A 16,672-nucleotide genomic window follows, 5' to 3' on the forward strand; every position below is an offset into this window, starting at 1 on the left:
GGTGGTGACGGGGACCGTGCAGCCCCTCAGGGACTGCCTCAGCCCGCGAGGGGGGTGTCGTAGAGGTCGTAGCTGCGGGAGTCGCGGAAGCGGCGGATGACCTCGTCGTGCACCCGGGTTTCGCAGGAGGCGGGCAGCGGTGGGGGCTGGTGGCCGAGGCGGCGGGCGAGGCGGTGGAGGGCGGCGGCGGCCCAGGCCGGGTCGGCGAGGAACTCGTCGTCGCCGCCCCTGGCCTGCTGCCAGACACCGAGCACCGAGGCGGCGGCGAGCAGCACCGCGTACCGGTCGGCCAGCGAGAAGCTGCTCGGGCTGGCCAGTGCCGTCCGGTCCTGCGGGGCCAGTTGGAGTGCGGACTCCTGGATCTGGCGCAGCTCGTCCATCAGGCGCAGGGTCAGGCTGTGCACGGCGCGTTCCTCGGGGGTGCCGCTGGGGAGTTCGTCCACGGCGGCGACCAGTGAGGCGCTCAGGCTGTCCCGGCCGCTGGCCAGGGCGAGCCGGTCGTACTCGATCGGCGGCAGCGGGGACCTGGGGCGGAAGAGCTCGGCCGGGGCCGGCTCCGCCTTGAACCAGGACCGCCGGGCCAGCCGGGGCAGCTGCGGGATGATGGTGGCCTGGCAGGCCGCCGAGCCGGCGTGGCCGAGGCTGAGCACCGGCAGGTCCCGGACGTGCTTCTGGAAGATGCCGAACTCGCCCTCGCGGACGTAGAACCGGGCGCCCAGCACGATGGACAGCTCGTACATCGTCTCGGTCAGCAGCTTCGGGACGAGGTACTTCACCGCCGAGGCGTAGACGCTGGTCTCGTCGGGGAGCAGGTGCACCGCGCGGGTGCCGACCAGCGAGAGGCTGTCGCTGATCAGCAGGTCGAGGAAGGCGTTGCCCAGGGTGGCCTTGGCGTGCGGGATGTCCATCACGGACTTGCGGTAGAGCCGGCGTCCGAGGGCGAAGCCGACGACCGTGCGCAGCGCGGTGTCCGCCGCGCCGAGCGCCATCCCGGGGATCGCGCTGCGGGTCATCTGGAAGGAGCGCAGGGCCAGTTCGACCCCCTGGCCGACCGTGCCGACCAGGGCCGTGCCGGGCACCGGGCAGTCGTCGAAGTCCAGGCCGGAGAGGTGGCAGCCGCGGACGCCGACCGTCTCGTACCGGGGCAGGATCCGCAGCTTCGCCGGGTCGACCTGGTCGCGTTCGACCATCAGCACCGAGTGGCTGCGGCTGCCCGCCGCGTCGGAGGTGCGGCTGAACAGCAGCCAGGCCTGCGCCCGGCCGGCGTTGTTGATGACCTGCTTGGTGCCGTGCAGGCGGTAGCCCTCGCCGTCGGTGCGGGCCGCGAACTCGTTGCGCACGAAGTCGTTGCCGTGCGCGAGCTCGTGGTACGCGACGGAGACCTTGCCGCCGCCGAGCAGGATCTCGGCCAGCCGGCGCTGCTGCTCCTGGTCGCCGGAGGCCCAGACGTTCACGGAGGCCATGAAGGACGTCACGCCGTAGCCGAGTCCGAGGGCGATGTCCCGGCGGAAGACCTGCCGGACGACCCTGGTCAGGGTGTCCAGCTGCTCCAGCCGGCCGCCCAGGGCGGCCGGGACGAACTCGGCGTTGAAGCCCAGCCCGTCGAGCAGCTTCTCGCCCTCGGCGGACATCTCGCCCGCCTCGTCGGCCTCCAGCAGCCGGGCGAAGCCCACCGGGTTGGTCGCCTCGCGCGGGTCGCCGAGCACCCTCTCGATCTCGGCCACCCGGGCGACGGCACGCGCCTCGGCCCCGATGTCCGGGCCGACCACTCGGTCGGCGGCTTGGTTCAGCATGACGTCCCCTCAGATTCGTCCGGCACTGCGGTGGGTGCGCCGGTCAGGGCCAGCGGCAGCAGCGAGGGCAGCAGGCCCTCCGCGCGCAGGGCTCTGACCTGCTCCAGGAGCGCGTCGGCGGCCTCCCGGTCGTCGGCCGTCGGCTCACCCAGGCGGGTGAGCAGCCGGGCCAGCGAAGCTCTCAGCCACAGCCCGTCCTGCCAGAGCGCGGCGGTGCGCCCCTGTTCGGCGGCCCGGTGGTTGTGCAGCCAGACCCCGAGGGAGGCGGCCGCCGCGAAGCACAGGGCGTAGCGCTTGGCGGTCTCGAAGGCGGCCGGCGGTACGTCGGTCAGCGCGTTCTGGTACATCTCCATGGTGGCGTGCACCTGGTCGGTGACGGCCAGTGTCCGCTCGGCGAGTGCCAGCGCGGGCTTGAGCGCCGGGTTGGCGTCGGCCTCGGTGCGCAGCGCCTCGACCGAGCCGGGCAGCGAGGCCAGCACGCCGCTGCCGTACCGGGCGACCAGTGAGAGCCGGTCCGGTTCGAGCGCGGGCAGCTCGGCCGCCAGGTCGTACGCGGCGCGCGCGCCGTCCACCCCGCCGGTCGCCCGGCGCCAGCCGCGGACCAGTGAACGGAACTGGCTGATCAGGGAGTTCAGATTGACCAGGGTGTTGCCGTCGAAGAGGCCGACGATCCGGTGGTCCCGGTCGACCTTCTGGAACATCCCCCGGGCGTGCACGTCCTTGAGGAAGGCGCGGGCGCCGAGCAGCCTGGTGAGGTCGGCGATCACGGTCTCGGTGCCGGTCGGCACCAGGTACTTGGTGACGGCGGCGGTCACCGAGAGCTCGTCGGTGAGGGTGTGCACCGAGCGGGAGGCCGTCAGCGCGAGTGCCTCGTCCAGCAGGACGTCCGTCACCGCGCCCGCCAACACGTGCCGGGCCTGCGGGAGTTCGACCAGCTTGCGGCCGTACAGCTCCCGCTGTTCGGTGAAGTCCATGGCGATGGCGAGCGAGTGGTCCGCCGCGCCGAGGGAGAGCGCGGCGCACATCGTCCGGGTCAGCTGGAGGGCCTTGAGCACGATCTCGATGCCGTTGCCGGGCTGGCCGACCACGGCGGCGGCGGGCACGGGGGCGTCGGTGAAGGTGATGCCGGAGATGTCGGCGCCGCGGATGCCGTGCGTCCTGATCTTCGGCAGGTGGCGGTAGCTCTCCTGCGGGATGGTCCGCTTGTCGACCAGCAGGACGCTGAAGCCGCGCGGCCCGGCCTCCGGGTCGGTCCGGGTGAGCAGTGAGAGGACGCTGCCCCGGGTGGCGTTGTTGATCAGCCACTTCTCGCCGCTGACCAGGTAGCCGCCGTCCGGGCCGGCCACCCCCTCCACCTCGCCCGCCAGCAGGTCGCTGCCGTGGGCGCGTTCGGTGAGTCCGAGCGAGACCGGCAGCCCGGCGCGGATGTCCGCGCCGAGCGCCGCCGCCTGCTCGGGCGTACCGGCGACCCAGACGCAGACCCCGCCGAGGTAGGTCTTGCCGTGGCCGATCGCCACCGTCAGGTCGCGCCGGGCCACCGTGCGGATCAGCTGGAGCACGTGCTCGTAGGTGGTGAGCCGGCCGCCGTGCTCGGCCGGGACGTAGTACTCGTGGACCCCGAGCTCCTCCAGCCGCCGGCAGATCGCGGCCGGGAACTCCTCCGTCTCGTCCAGCGCGAGGCAGTTCGCGTGGTTGAAGACCGCTGCCGGGTCCTCGGGGTCGCCGAGGTCGTGTTCCAGCTGCTCGGCCAGCAGGTAGGGAGCGTGGTCCATGGTCAGCTCACCAGCGCCGGCGAGCGGTCGGCGGCGGCGTCGACCAGGGTCTGCACGCCGTCCTCCAGCACCTGGTGCAGCGGGGTGAGCCGCCCCTCGACCAGGAGCTGGCGCATCAGGGTGCGCTGGAGCTTGCCGCTGGTGGTCTTGCGGATGGTGCCGGGCTTGACCAGGACGACGCTGCCCGCGACCGTGAACTCCCGGCTGACCAGCTGCCGGATCAGCGCGGTGAGCGCGGGCAGGTCGGCGGCGGAGGGCGCGTTCGGCTTGACTTCCTGGACCAGGACGAGGTGCTCCTCGCCGGTGTCCACCGAGAAGACCGCGCCGTTGCCCGCGCTGAGCGCCGGGTCCAGCGCCTGGACGGTGCGCTCGACGTCGTGCGGGTAGATGTTCCGGCCGTTGATCAGGATCATCTCCTTGAGCCGGCCGGTGACGTACAGCTCGCCGCCCTCCAGCGCGCCGAGGTCGCCGGTGCGCAGCCAGCCCGCGTCGGGGCCGTCCGCGCCACCGAGGATCACGGCCTGGAAGATCTCCTTGTTGGTCTCCGGGCGCTTCCAGTAGCCGCCGGCCACGCTGTCGCCCTTGACCCAGATCTCGCCGACGCCGCCTTCGGGCTGCTCGGTGTGCGCCTCCGGGTCGACGATCCGGACGTCGAAGTCCCGGAAGACCCCGCTGCTGACCAGCGTGCGGGCCGGGGCGCCCTCGGCGGGCTCGCGCAGCGCGCCGAGCTCCAGCGCGGCCGCGTCGGCGGTGCGCACCACCGGGGCCTTGCCGAACGGCGTGCCGGAGACCAGCAGGGTGGTCTCCGCCATGCCGTAGCAGGGGAAGAACGACTCGGCGCGGAAGCCGGCCGGCGCGAAGCGCTCGGTGAACGCCCGCAGCGTCTCGGCCCGGATCGGCTCGGCGCCGTTGCAGGCCACCTTCCAGGAGGACAGGTCGAGGGTGGCGAGCTGCTCGTCGGTGACCCGGCGGACGCAGAGGTCGTAGGCGAAGTTGGGGCCGCCGCCGACGGTGACGCCGTACTCGTCGATCATCTGCAGCCAGCGGAACGGCCGCTTGAGGAAGGACACCGGGGACATCAGGGCCGCCGAAGCGCCCAGGTAGAGCGGGTGCAGGATGTGCCCGATCAGACCCATGTCGTGGTAGAACGGCAGCCACCCGCCGAGCCGGTCGGTCGGCTCACTGCCCGCCGAGCGCTGGATCGCGTACTCGTTGGCGAGCAGGTTGCGGTGCGAGACCATCACGCCCTTGGGGCTGCTGGTCGAACCCGAGGTGTACTGCAGGAAGGCCAGCGACTCGGGGGTGAGCTCCGGGGCGGTCCAGGCGGACGCGTCGCCGTGGCCCGGCAGGTCGGTCGCCAGGCAGGGGATGTCGGTGAAGCCGGCCTCGGTCAGCCAGGCGCTGATGCCCGGCTCGTTGGCGCTGTCGGTCAGGACGGCCTTGACCTCGGCGTCCTTCAGGATGCCGGAGACCCGGGCGAAGTGGTGGCCCTGGTCGCCGGGCAGCGGGGCGGGGACGGCGACCGAACCGGCGTAGAGGCAGGCGGTGAACGCCTTCACGAAGTCGGCGCTGGACGGGTAGAGCAGCAGGACCTGGCTGCCGGACGCCCCCTTCGCCTGGAGCCAGGACGCCACTCTGCGGGCCTCCGCGTCCAGCCCCCGGTAGCTCAGGTGCTCGGCCGGGCTGTGGGCCGCGTTGTCGTGCAGGAAGATGAAGGCGTCCTTCTCGCCAAGGTCAGCGGTGCGTTGCAGAACCAGCTCGGTGAATGTCCCGAAACCCGTCAACGTCTTCCCCTCGCCTCTGATACCGCCGACGGTCCTGCCGCCGGCATCCGACCAACATGTGCGATGCTCCGCGACGGAGCTTTAGCGGCTCTTGTGCTTGTGGCTGCTTGTGGCTGCGCGGGCCGGGACGTGTGCGCGGTGCGGAGGGTGCGGCGCCGCGGCTCCCGGTTTCGCGCAGTTCCCCGCGCCCCTGGTGGTGCATGGCCGGCCTCAGCGGAGTGGGAGGTGCTCGGGCTGCGCGTGCGGCGGAGGGTGCGGCGCCGTACCTGCCGGTTTCGCGCAGTTCCCCGCGCCCCTGGTGGTGCATGGCCGCCCTCAGCGGGGAGCGAGCCCCTGGTGGTACCTCAGTTGAGGCGGGACCAGAGGTCGCGCTCCAGCGGGGTGGGCGGGATCCAGGGGACCAGCTTCTCGGGGTGGCCGGGGCCCGGGCCGCGGAGGCGGGCGTCCAGCACGATGGCGGTCAGCTCCTCGTCGGCCAGGCCGTTGAACGCGCCCAGCACGATCAGGCCGCGCCAGAGCGCGCGCCAGAAGCGGCCGGGCTCAGAACCGGGCGGTGATGGTGACATGGCCCGGGACCTCCGGTACTTCGGCGAGGTCGTGCGCGAAGTCCGGCGCCTCGTCGGTGCCGCCGCTGCGGGTGAAGCCCACCGACGGGAAGAAGTCCCGCACCTTGTGGTTCTTCTTGGTCGGCCGGTAGGCGGCCCGCACCTGCCGCAGCCCGCGCCCGGCCGCCTGCGCGAGCACCGCCGAGAGCGCGGTCTGCTCGATGCCCCGGGAGAACACCCGGCAGCTGAGGATGACGTTCTCCACCAGCAGGGTGTCGCCCTCCACCCGGGCGAACACGCCGCCCACCAGGCCCTGGTCGCCGAACCGGTCGGCGGTGCGGACGGCCAGCACCCAGTGCTGCCCGTCGGCCAGCCGGGCCCGGACGTCGGCGGGCTGGAGGCGTTCGGTGGTCAGGTTGAACTGGTTGGTCCGGAGGGTCAGTTGAGCCATCCGGGCGATCTCGTGCTCCTGCACCGGCGAGAGGTCGACGGTGACCTGGAGCTGCTGCAGGTACTCGTCGAGCGAGCCTGCGCTCTCCAGCAGCGACTGCCGGGCCTCCTCGCTCCGGTAGAGGCCCGCGCGGGCCCGGTCCTCGGCCGTCAACTCCCTTACGTCGAACCAGTTGTCGGCCAGCAGCGCGCCGATGTGCAGGGCCGGCTCCTCGTCCAGCCGGACGACGGCCACGCCCGGCAGCGAGGCGGCCACCAGCCCGGTCTCGAACGGCGAGTCGTCGGCGAACACGAAGCTGTCCACGCCGAGGTTCAGCCGGTCCGCGATGTCCCGCAGATTGACGTCCTTGGGCTGCCAGTTGGCGTTGATCCGGACGAAGTCGTCGGTGCGCAGCACCATGTCCGGGTGGCTGCCCAGCACGTCGAGCACCGGCTCCTGGTCGTTCTTGCTGCTCACCGCGAGCAGCACGCCCTGCGAGCCGAGCTGCTTGACCACCCGCTGGAACCGGCCGAACGCCTCGCCCCGGAAGGTCACGGCGGCGGCGATGCCGTCCGCGCCGTCGTCGCCGAGGATGCCGTCCCACAGGGTGTTGTCCAGGTCCACCACCAGGACCTTCTTCGTCCGGCCCCGGACGGTCCTGGCCAGGTGGCCGACCTCGCGGGCGTACCGGCCGAGCAGCTCGTCGCCGTACGCGGCCTTGGCGTACATCGCCAGCCGGGGGTCGTTGGCCGGGCCGCTCTCGGCGAGCAGCGGTTCGAGGTCGAGCACGGCGACCCGCTCGTACCCGGCGGCGAGCCGCAGCAGGCCGGAGTTGAACTCGCGCCAGGCGATGCCGAGGGCGGCCCGGGAGGCCAGGTCGACCAGCTGGTGGGTGTAGGCCCGGGGCAGCGGGACGGTGTTGAGGACCAGGGTGCCGGTGCCGTGCGCCATGTAGTGGCCGGCCAGCCGGTCGACCAGCGCGAGGGTCGCCTCGGTGGCCGCCCGGGCGTCCTCCACCCGCCAGGGCACCGGGAGCGACCGGAGCACCGCTTCCGCGTCCAGCACGCAGAGCGTGAGGTCGGCCTTCGCCTGGTACAACTCGCTGTCGGTGTCCTGGAGATCGGTGATCCAGCTGTCGAAGTCGCCGTTCCAGGCGCGCAGCAGCAGCCCGTGCCGGGCCAGTTCACCGGTCAGCGGGGGCAGCAGGCCGGCCAGGGTGGAGGAGCCGGTCACGGCGACGGTCAGCGTCTCGGTGCCGGGGTGGTGCCCGAGGACGTCCTCCGGCTTCAGGCGCCCGAGTTGGCGTCCGGCGCGGGCGATCTCCTCGGTGCCGAGGCCGGCCAGCAGCTGCGGTATCTCGGGGTAGTGGGCGGCGAGTTCGCCGGCTCCGGCCAGGGTGCGCAGCCGATCGAGCGCACTCTGGCCCGCCGGGGCGGCAGTGGTGGCGATGGTCAAGGGACTCTCCCCGCTCTCGCTCTCTACGGTCAGTTCGCTCCGAACCTTGACCAGCCGAGCTAAAGACGGCCTTGCGTTCGAACCTCCCGGGGGAACGCAGGAGGCAACGCACCAGCCATGCACCTCCAGGGGCGCGGGGAACTGCGCGACCAGGGCACGACGTACGTGCACGGTTGATCGCGCAGTTCCCCGCGCCCCTGTGGTGGTTGCCGTGAGCAGGAAGCCCCGCGTCCGGGCGGGTTCAGTGGCGGAACAGCCAGGCGACACGGTCCAGGGCGGTCAGGTGGTAGACGACCAGGACGACCAGCAGCACGGTGGCCGGGGTCTTCGCGCCGGCGTTGTAGAGGGCCCAGGCGGCGCCGAACAGGATGGCCAGCTCCAGCAGGAACCGCAGGGCGCCCGGGGTGGCGACCACGGTGTCGCCGTTGCGGGACGGGTCGCCGGGGGTGGCGAAGACCGTCCAGAGGATGGCGGTCAGCAACGGCAGTGCCAGTACCGCGAGCCAGCGCAGGCCCCCGGGCGAGACCTTCCACCCCCAGTAGCCGAAGGCCGCCAGGGCCGACAGCTCAAGTAGGAACCGGACTCCCAGGCTGATCGGGCTGAATCCCATCACGCCACTCTCTTTCTGCTGTCTTTCGCAAGGCCTCCAGCCAAGCGCCGGTGGCCGTCTGGAGTTTGCCGCTGTCGTAGAACACCGGGAGCAGGAAGCCGGACATCGACTCCTCGACCGTCAGGAGCGTGCCGCCGCCGTCCGGCGCGGGGGTCAGCAGGTGCCGCCGGACGGCGCGGGCGCCGCTGCAGACACCCGTCCAGCTGATCTCCCGCCCGGGTATCAGGGTCGACACCGTGGAGCGGATCCGGTTCTTGCCGTTGCGCCAGCGGAACTCGGTACCGGGCCGCAGCTCCGGTCCGTCCACCCGCACCTCGTGCACCCCGGCGCACCAGCGCGGCCAGCCGCCGACATCCGTGATCAGCCGCCAGACCTCGGCGGCCGGGGCGTCGACGGTCACCCGGTGCCGGGCCTGGATCGGCGCCGCCGGGTCCACCCGGCCGGCTCTGGCGTACTCCCGGTCCAGTACGGCCAGCGAGGGGCCGGTCCGGAACAGGCCGGTGAGCCGTCCGGTCACCAGGCCACCGGCAGTCTGCTGACCCCGTGCACGAGCCGTCCGGTCTGCCGCGGGATGTCCGCGAGCTCGGCGTTCAGTCGCAGGGTGGGGAAGCGCCGGATCAGCGTCTCGATGACGATCTGGAGCTCGGCGCGGGCCAGTCCGGAGCCGAGGCAGTAGTGGGCGCCCTGCCCGAAGGTCAGGTGGTCGACCTGCTGGCGGCGGACGTCGAAGGTCTCGGCCTGCTCGAAGTGCCGGTCGTCCCGGTTGGCGGAGCCGGGCGAGGGCAGCAGTGCCTCGCCCGCCTTCACCGGGATGCCGCCGACCTCGACGTCCTCCAGCGCTATCCGCAGCAGCAGTTCGTCGCCCGGGGGGAACAACCGGAGCAGTTCCTCCACCGCGCCCGGCACCAACTCCGGCTCCTTGCGCAGGATTTCCAGCTGGTCGGGGTGGGTGAGCAGGGCCAGGACGCTGTTGCCGATCTGGTTGGCGGTGGTCTCGTGGCCGGCCAGCAGCAGGCTGACGCCGAGGAAGGTGAGCTCCTCCTCGCTCAGCCGGCCGTCGTCCGCGTCGGAGATCTGGGTGAGTGCGGAGAGCAGGTCGGCGCCGGGGTTCTCCCGCTTGGCGGCGATCAGGCCGGAGAGGTACTGGTACAGCGCGATCTGGGCGGCCAGGATCTGCTCGACGGGCCGCGCGGTGATGGCCATGAAGGAGTCCGACCACTCGCCGAACTGCTCCCGGTCCTCGTACGGCACGCCGAGCAGTTCGCAGATCATCGCGACCGGCAGCGGGAAGGCCAGCGCCTTGACCAGGTCGGCCTCGTTGCCCTGGGCCGCCATCTCGTCGAGCAGCCGGTCGGTGGCCTGCTGGATGCGCGGGCGCAGCCCCGCCACCCGGCGGACGGTGAACTCGCGGGAGACCAGGCGGCGGACCCGGCTGTGCTCGGGGTCGTCCATGTTGAGCAGGGTCTTGAACTTCTGCGGCGCCGGGCCGTAGCGGGGTGCGCCGTCCTCCAGGGTCGCGGCGCGGCTGAACCGGGCGTCCGAGAGTACGGCGCGGACGTCCTCGTATCTGGTCACGAGCCGGCCGGGGTCGCCGCTGGGCATCCGGATGTCGGCCAGTGCGGCCTGTTCGCGCAGCCGGGCGTAGTGCGGGCACGGGTGCAGCGGTGATGTGCGGTCGAAGGGGAAGTCCATGCGTTCGTCCTGGTCGGTCATCGGGCTCTCCGTTCGGGGGCGGCGGGGGTCGGGCGGCGGAGCTCGGCGGCGGGGGTCGGGGGAGTGCCCCGGGCCGGTGCGGCGGGGCCGCTCAGCGCTTGGGGTCGCCGACCGGCTCGACGCGGCGGCCGCCCGGGGCGAGTTCGAGCGGACGGCCGCTGCGGCGGACGGAGTCCTGCAGCTGGTAGTAGACGCCGCCGACTATCGCGCGCTTGAGGAAGCCGCTCCGGTTGACCAGCCGGTACACGGCCCGCCGCAGCAGCACCGCGGCCGGGTTGGAGAGCTCGAAGGCCCGCTCCTGCCGCATCTGCAGGCGCCGGGCCGCCGACACCGAGTCCTCGCGGGCGGCCTGGAACGCCCGGCCGGCCTCGTTCAGCGCGGTCTCCGGGTCGCGGGCCAGCAGGGCGCGGGACACCAGCGGGGCGAGCGTGATGGCGTCCACGATCGCGTGGTTGACGCCCTGGCCGAGGACGGGGGTCAGGGTGTGGGCCGAGTCGCCGATCAGCACCAGGCCGGGCATCGACCACTCGGGGACGACCGCGGTGAAGATGTCCAGCATCGAGGTGTCCGTCCACCCCTTCACCGACTCCCTTACGCCTACGGAGAGTTCGGGCGCCAGCTCGTCGATCCGCTGGTGCAGTGCGCCGATCCCCTCCTTGCGCAGTTCCCGCAGCCCGCCCTTGGGGATGTTGAAGCCGACCCGGATCAGGTCCGGCACGGTGGGGATGAACAGGCCGTGCCGGTCACCGAGGATCCTGACCCGCAGGGTGTGCGGGTCCCAGCCGTCCGGCATCGGGGTCTTGAACCAGACGAAGTCCCGTTCCAGCGGGATCTTGTCGTAGCGCAGCCCGGCCATCTCGCGGATCTTGCTGAACCGGCCGTCCGCCGCGACGACCAGCTTGGCGTGGATCTCCAGCGGCCCGTCCGGTCCGCTGCACGTCACGCCGGCCACCCGGTCGCCCTCGTAGCGCAGGGCGGTGGCGGTGGTGCGGCGCAGCAGCGAGAAGCCCGGGTGCAGGCCGGCCTCGGCGGCCAGCGCCTCCAGCAGGACCGGCTGCGGCAGTTCCATCGGGTACGGGCTCGGCTGGTCGAAGGCGGAGAAGTCGCTGGAGAGCACGTCCCTCCCGCCGTCGGTGATCACCATCCGCTCGGTCCGCAGCGTGCTGTGTCTGACCTGGTCGAGGATGCCGAGCCGGTCCAGCATCCAGACCGAGTCCGGGGAGATGGACTCGCCGCGGAACGACCGGTTGAAGTGCCCGCTCTGCTCGACGACTACCACCTCACGCGAGTACCGGGCGAGCTCCAGCGCGAGAGCGAGCCCGGCCGGCCCCCCTCCCACCACACACACCTGGGTGTTCAGTGCAGCTGTCATCGCCTTCCCTCTCTGGAGTCCCGCGAAGTCGGTGCCACAGCGTCGGGGGTCAGCCTTCAGGCGGCCGCTAAAGCCGTGGTTGCAGCGGGAGCCGAGGGCCCGAAAACAGCAACTGCGGGCTTTAGCACGGCTACAGAGCGTCTCCATACCGTTGCACAGCCAGAGCCGCGCCGACTCGCAGCCCCATCGAATCCGTCGGACGAGGCACGACGTCATCCGCATAAGGAGCAGCCGCCATGAAGACCGAGTCCGCCGAGGCGTCGTTCGCCTCAGGCCCTGGTTCCGGGGCCTCCGCCAACAGAGCCTCAGGAGCCTCCACCCCGGTCGCATCCGACCCCAAGCGCTGGTGGGTGCTGATCATCGTCTCCCTGGCGCAGTTCATCATCGCCATCGACTCGTCGGTGGTGAACGTGATGGGCCCGCGCCTGAAGGAGTCGATCGGACTCTCCACCACCGGCCTGCAATGGGTCATGAACATCTACGTCCTGCTGTTCGGCGGTCTGCTGCTGCTCGGCGGCCGGCTGGCCGACGTGCTGGGCCGCAAGGCCATGTTCCTGGGCGGCCTGCTGGTCTTCACCGCCGCCTCGTTCACGGCCGGTTTCGCCCACAGCGAGGGCCAGCTGCTGGCCTCGCGGGCCGCGCAGGGCATCGCCGCCGCCGCGCTGTCGCCCGCCTCGCTCTCCATCCTGGTGACGTCCTTCCCCGACCCGGCCGAGCGCAGCAAGGCGTTCGGGATCTGGGGCGCGGTGATCGGGATCGGCGCCAGCGTCGGCACCATCATCGGCGGCGCGATCGCCAACTCCGACTGGCGCTGGGCGTTCTGGATCAACGTGCCGGTCGGCCTGGTGGTCGGTGTCGGCGCCGCGCTGCTGGTCCGCCGGGCGGTCCGGACGGGACCGCGTCCGCCGGTCGACCTGGTCGGCGCGTTCACCGCGACCGGCGGCGTGCTGCTGCTGGTGTACGGCATCGTCACCACCGACAAGCACGGCTGGGGCTCCGCCCAGACCCTGGGCACCTTCGCCCTCGCCGCCGTCCTGCTGGTCGCCTTCGTCATCGTCGAGGGCCGCAGCAAGGCGCCGCTGGTCCCGCTCCGGCTGTTCCGCAGCCGGGCCGTGGTGTCCGGTGCGCTGGGTGAGTTCCTGACGGCCGGCCTGATGATGCCGATCTTCTTCCTGATCCCGCTCTACCTGCAGACCGTGCTCGGCTACAGCCCCCTGCAGACCGGTCTCGCCTGGCTGCCGACCAGCCTCGGCCTGATGATCTGCGCCCCCATCGCCTCCCAGCTGATCACCAAGATCGGCGCCCGGCCGATGTACCTGGCGGGCACCGTGGTGCTCGGCGGCACGATCGCGCTGGCCATCGGCATCCCGCAGCACAGCAGCTTCTGGAGCTTCATGCTGCCGCTGTCCGCGCTCTTCGGGGTCGGCCTGGTGCTCTGCCTGATCGCCACCCCGGTGGTCGGCACCTCGCAGGCCACCGAGGAGGACGCCGGTACCACCTCCGCCCTCCTGAACGCCGCCACCCAGCTGGGCGCCGCCTTCGGCCTGGCCATCGCGGTGACGGTGCTCAACAACCGTACGGCGCACGAGATCGCGCACGGCACCGGGGCGAACGTCGCCCTGGTGGACGGTCTCAGCGTCGCCTTCACCGCGCTGCTGGTGATGCTCGGACTCAGCCTGCTGAACGGCCTGTTCGGCTTCCGTGGCCTCGGCAAGCCCGAGCCGGCCGCCGCCGCGGCGGCCCCGGCGGAACTGCACAGCGCCTCGTAACTCACCCAGGCCCACGGACTCAGGCCGCCGGTTCCGCCCACCCCCTGGCGGAACCGGCGGCCTGTCCCGTGGAGCGGCCACCCCGACCCAAGGAGCAGTCATGAGATGGGACAACCTCTACATCGCCGGCCTGGGCGCCTACCTGCCGGGCACCACGAGCGCGGCCGACGCCGCCGCCTCCGGCGCGTTCGACCGGCAGGAGTACCAGGAGTACGGGATCAGGGCGGTCACGGTGGCCCCGGACGGGATGCCCGCCGTCGACATGGCCGTCGCCGCGGCGTCGAGAGCCGTCCGGCGGAGCGGGCACAAGTCCGCCGACTTCGGCCTGGTGCTGCACGCCTCGATGTACCACCAGGGGCAGGACATGTGGACGCCGGCGCACTACATCCAGCGCGAGGTGCTCGGCGGCACCGCGATGGCGCTGGACATCTTCCCGGGGGCCAACGGCGGCCTGGCCGGGGTCGAGCTGGCGGCCTCGCACCTGGCCGCCCGCAAGGACAGCCGGGCGGCACTGGTGACCTGCGCGGACGCCTTCCGGGGGCCCGGCTTCGACCGCTGGCGCTCGGACAACAACTGCGTGTGGGGCGACGGCGGCGCCGCCCTGGTGCTCTCCCGCAGCGGCGGGCCGCTCCGGCTGCTCTCGACCGCCTCGGCCGCCACCCCGGAGCTGGAGCCGATCTTCCGGGGGTACGACGGCTGGACGGACGCGCCGTTCAGCCGCCCGGGCCCGGTCGACCTGCGCGGCCGCAAACTCGCCTGGCTGGCCAAGGAGACGGACCCGACGGCGGTGTTCAGCGGACTGGTGGAGCGGCTGCACACGGTGGTCGGCCAGGCCCTGCGGGACGCCGGCGCCACGCTCGGCCAGGTCACCCACCTCCTGCACGCCAACTTCGGCACCCCGTTCGCGGAGAGCCAGTTCCACAAGCCGCTGGGCATCGACGCCGGCCGGACGCTGCACGACTGGGGCCTGGACGTGGGGCACGTCGGCGGCGCGGACCAGCTGCTCGGCCTGCACCAGCTGATGGAGAGCGGCCGGGGCCGCCGGGGCGACCTGGTGCTGCTGGTCGGCGCGGCGATGGGCTTCAGCTGGTCGGCGGCCGTCGCCGAGGTCACCAACTGGGCACCCTGAGACGGCAAGTGGCGCCGGGGGGGACCCCGGCGCCACGGTGGGTGGACGTTGCTCAAAGCGAGATCAGCCGGCTCTCGTTCAGTCTCTCGAAGATCAGGCGCAGTTCGGCGGTGAACTCCGGCTCGCTCTCCCGGATGAAGAAGTGGCCGCCCGGCACCGTCCGCAGCTCGAAGGAGTCGCTCGCGTAGCGCTCCCACTGCCGGACCTCCTCGGGCGTGACGAGCGCGTCGTCCGTCCCGGCGAAGGCGTACAGCGGGACGGGCAGCGGGACGCTCCCGGTCGGGCCGGGGCCCGAGCAGACCAGCAGGTCGTCGCGGGCGATCGGGAGCAGGGCGTGCAGCCAGTCGGGGTGGTCGAGCAGGACCTGCGGGATGCCGCCGAGCCGGACCAGGCTGTCCACCAGCTCGCGTTCGTCGGCGTCCGGCGCGGCGAACTCCGGCGGCGGCAGGTGCGGCGCCCGGTAGGCGCTCAGCAGCAGCGCCCGGGGCGCCCGGGCGCCGCGCGCGTGGCGGTGCTGGGCCAGGGCGAAGGCGATCAGCGCGCCCATGCTGTGGCCGAACAGGACGTGCGGGTACTCCAGCTCCGGGCCGAGCTCGCGGTCCAGGTCCTCGACCAGGGTCGGCAGGTCGGTGAAACGTTTCTCCGCCATCCGGCCCTCCCGGCCGGGCAGCTGGACCGGCATCACGTGCACCTTGGGTCCCAGCAGCCGCTGCCACCGCGCGTAGGTGGAGGCGGCGCCGCCCGCGTACGGGAAGCAGAACAGCCGCAGCCCGTCCAGGGACTTCTCCGCCGAACCGGCGGCTCCGGTCAGGTAGCGCGTCATATGACCGCCCTCACCTTCGCCAGGCCCTCGGCCGGCTGGGGCTGGGTCTGGGACTGCGGCTGGGATTGCGGCTGGGGCTTGCGGACCTGCGGGCGGCGGCCGCGCAGCATGGACCGCCACTCCTCCGGGGAGAAGTGCGCGGCCTCGGTGGTGTCGATGAAGTCGCGCAGCACCGAGATGAAGCGCTGCGGATCGCTCCGGAACGGGAAGTGCCCGGCCTCCGGGAAGAGTTCGAGGCGGCTGCCCGGCATGGACACGTGCGCGATCCCGGCGTGCACGGCCGGCACCACCTGGTCGCGCTCGCCCCAGACCAGCATGGTGGGCATGCCCTGGGTCAGGTAGCAGCGGTCGAGCATGGTGCCGACCTGGCCGCGCCAGTCCACCACCGCGCGCAGGGTGCGGATGAAGGCGTTGCGCGAGGTCGCGTCCGGCAGGGCGTCCACCACCCGGAGCAGGTCGGGGGCGTCCAGGCCGAGGCCCATGTCCAGCCACTGCATCACCTTCACGACCAGGCCGATCTGGGTCCGCATGGTCGGCAGCCGCAGCGCGGACAGCACCAGGTCGGCCCCCGGCAGGGTGGCCGCCTTCAGCACCGGCGTCACCTGCCGGCCGACCCCGCCCGTGCCGACCAGCACCAGCCGCTCGGTCCGCTCGGGGAACTGGTACGCGAACTGCATCGCCACCGCGCCGCCCAGCGAGTGGCCGACCAGGGTGACCCGCTCGATGCCCAGCACCGACAGCAGGTCGCGCATCCCGTTGGCGTAGCCGCCCAGCGAGTAGTCGCCGCGCGGCTTGTCCGAGGCGCCGTGGCCGAGCAGGTCCGGCGCCACCACCCGGTAGCGCTGCGCCAGCCCCGGCATCACCTCCGCCCAGGTGGCCGAGGAGTCCCCGATGCCGTGGACCAGCAGGACGGCGTCGCCCTTGCCCGCCATCCGGAAGGCACGCCGGTACCCGTGCACGACCCGGCTCCGCAGCCGGATCTCGCTCACCGCCGTCGGGCGGGAGCGACCGTTCTCGGGGCTCGCGCCAACTCTGGCCACCACAGCGCCTCCTACCCAGCCCCCCTGAGGGTGGAGGGCTTCGTCCCGTCCGGCACTACCGTTCCGCCGGTTGCGGGTTGAGCTTCGCTCCAGGGGCTTGCGGTGCTCTTAAGACCGGTCGGCCGGTCGGCCGGTCGGCCGACCGGCGGCGGCGCCGTCCGTGTCGTTCCGCGCGCCCTGGTGGCGCCGGGCGGACGGCCTGCCCACGGGCTTAAGAGGTTCGCAAGCCCGCGACGGAAGAGTTGCGGGAGAGATGTGAGAGCCGCACAGACGAGAGGGGCCGCACTCCGTGATCGTTCAGGCAGAAGCTCCTGCCCCGACCAAAGTCGTCCAGCAGGTCGACCGGGTGGTCATCCGGTTCGCCGGTGACTCCGGTGACGGGATGCAGCTCACCGGGGACCGGTTCACCTCGGAGACGGCGTCCTTCGGCAACGACC

Annotated in this window: 13 protein-coding genes; 2 read left to right on the plus strand and 11 right to left on the minus strand. The window is 72.4% G+C overall.

What is annotated here, in order from left to right; all coding sequences use genetic code 11:
- Positions 1-38 precede the first annotated feature (38 nt).
- From ABD330_RS10960 to ABD330_RS11000, 9 genes are all read right to left on the minus strand, one after another.
- Positions 39-1,793: an acyl-CoA dehydrogenase family protein gene (locus tag ABD330_RS10960; protein WP_344463451.1), complete on the minus strand. Its 1,755-nt coding sequence runs from the start codon at positions 1,791-1,793 to the stop codon at positions 39-41.
- Positions 1,787-3,565 (minus strand): acyl-CoA dehydrogenase family protein, encoded by a 1,779-nt coding sequence (locus ABD330_RS10965; protein WP_344463453.1) that lies wholly within the window; start codon positions 3,563-3,565, stop codon positions 1,787-1,789. Before ABD330_RS10965 ends, ABD330_RS10960 begins: the two co-directional genes overlap by 7 nt.
- A gap of 2 nt (positions 3,566-3,567) precedes the next feature.
- A complete protein-coding gene (locus tag ABD330_RS10970) occupies positions 3,568-5,349 on the minus strand; it encodes a fatty acyl-AMP ligase (RefSeq protein ID WP_344463455.1) in 1,782 nt (593 codons plus the stop codon).
- 344 nt (positions 5,350-5,693) lie between these two features.
- A complete protein-coding gene (locus tag ABD330_RS10975; protein ID WP_344463457.1) occupies positions 5,694-5,915 on the minus strand; it encodes a DUF6059 family protein in 222 nt (73 codons plus the stop codon).
- A complete protein-coding gene (locus ABD330_RS10980) occupies positions 5,890-7,779 on the minus strand; it encodes an HAD-IIIC family phosphatase (protein ID WP_344463459.1) in 1,890 nt (629 codons plus the stop codon). The genes ABD330_RS10975 and ABD330_RS10980 overlap by 26 nt, the downstream gene beginning before the upstream one ends.
- Positions 7,780-8,020: 241 nt before the next feature.
- The gene (locus tag ABD330_RS10985; RefSeq protein ID WP_344463461.1) at positions 8,021-8,389 is read right to left on the minus strand and encodes a YrdB family protein; all 369 of its coding nucleotides are present in this window, start codon (positions 8,387-8,389) and stop codon (positions 8,021-8,023) included.
- Positions 8,346-8,906: an SRPBCC family protein gene (locus tag ABD330_RS10990; protein ID WP_344463463.1), complete on the minus strand. Its 561-nt coding sequence runs from the start codon at positions 8,904-8,906 to the stop codon at positions 8,346-8,348. Before ABD330_RS10990 ends, ABD330_RS10985 begins: the two co-directional genes overlap by 44 nt.
- The gene (locus tag ABD330_RS10995; protein ID WP_344463465.1) at positions 8,903-10,102 is read right to left on the minus strand and encodes a cytochrome P450; all 1,200 of its coding nucleotides are present in this window, start codon (positions 10,100-10,102) and stop codon (positions 8,903-8,905) included. The genes ABD330_RS10990 and ABD330_RS10995 overlap by 4 nt, the downstream gene beginning before the upstream one ends.
- Positions 10,103-10,193: 91 nt before the next feature.
- A complete protein-coding gene (locus tag ABD330_RS11000) occupies positions 10,194-11,474 on the minus strand; it encodes an FAD-dependent monooxygenase (protein WP_344463467.1) in 1,281 nt (426 codons plus the stop codon).
- Positions 11,475-11,710: 236 nt separating this feature from the next.
- On the opposite strand from ABD330_RS11000, the gene ABD330_RS11005 reads away from it, so the two are divergent.
- Positions 11,711-13,243: a DHA2 family efflux MFS transporter permease subunit gene (locus ABD330_RS11005; protein ID WP_344463469.1), complete on the plus strand. Its 1,533-nt coding sequence runs from the start codon at positions 11,711-11,713 to the stop codon at positions 13,241-13,243.
- 100 nt (positions 13,244-13,343) lie between these two features.
- Positions 13,344-14,372, plus strand: coding sequence for a ketoacyl-ACP synthase III family protein (locus tag ABD330_RS11010; protein ID WP_344463471.1), 1,029 nt, complete (start codon positions 13,344-13,346; stop codon positions 14,370-14,372).
- 52 nt (positions 14,373-14,424) lie between these two features.
- On the opposite strand, the gene ABD330_RS11015 is transcribed toward ABD330_RS11010, so the two are convergent.
- Together ABD330_RS11015 and ABD330_RS11020 are read right to left on the minus strand one after the other, a co-directional pair.
- Positions 14,425-15,195 (minus strand): thioesterase II family protein, encoded by a 771-nt coding sequence (locus tag ABD330_RS11015; protein ID WP_344463473.1) that lies wholly within the window; start codon positions 15,193-15,195, stop codon positions 14,425-14,427.
- Positions 15,192-16,235, minus strand: a complete 1,044-nt coding sequence (locus ABD330_RS11020; protein ID WP_344463486.1) for an alpha/beta fold hydrolase — start codon at positions 16,233-16,235, stop codon at positions 15,192-15,194. The genes ABD330_RS11015 and ABD330_RS11020 overlap by 4 nt, the downstream gene beginning before the upstream one ends.
- Between the last annotated feature and the right edge of the window lie 437 nt (positions 16,236-16,672).

This window comes from Kitasatospora kazusensis, assembly GCF_039529945.1.
In the GTDB taxonomy this organism is placed as follows: domain Bacteria; phylum Actinomycetota; class Actinomycetes; order Streptomycetales; family Streptomycetaceae; genus Kitasatospora; species Kitasatospora kazusensis.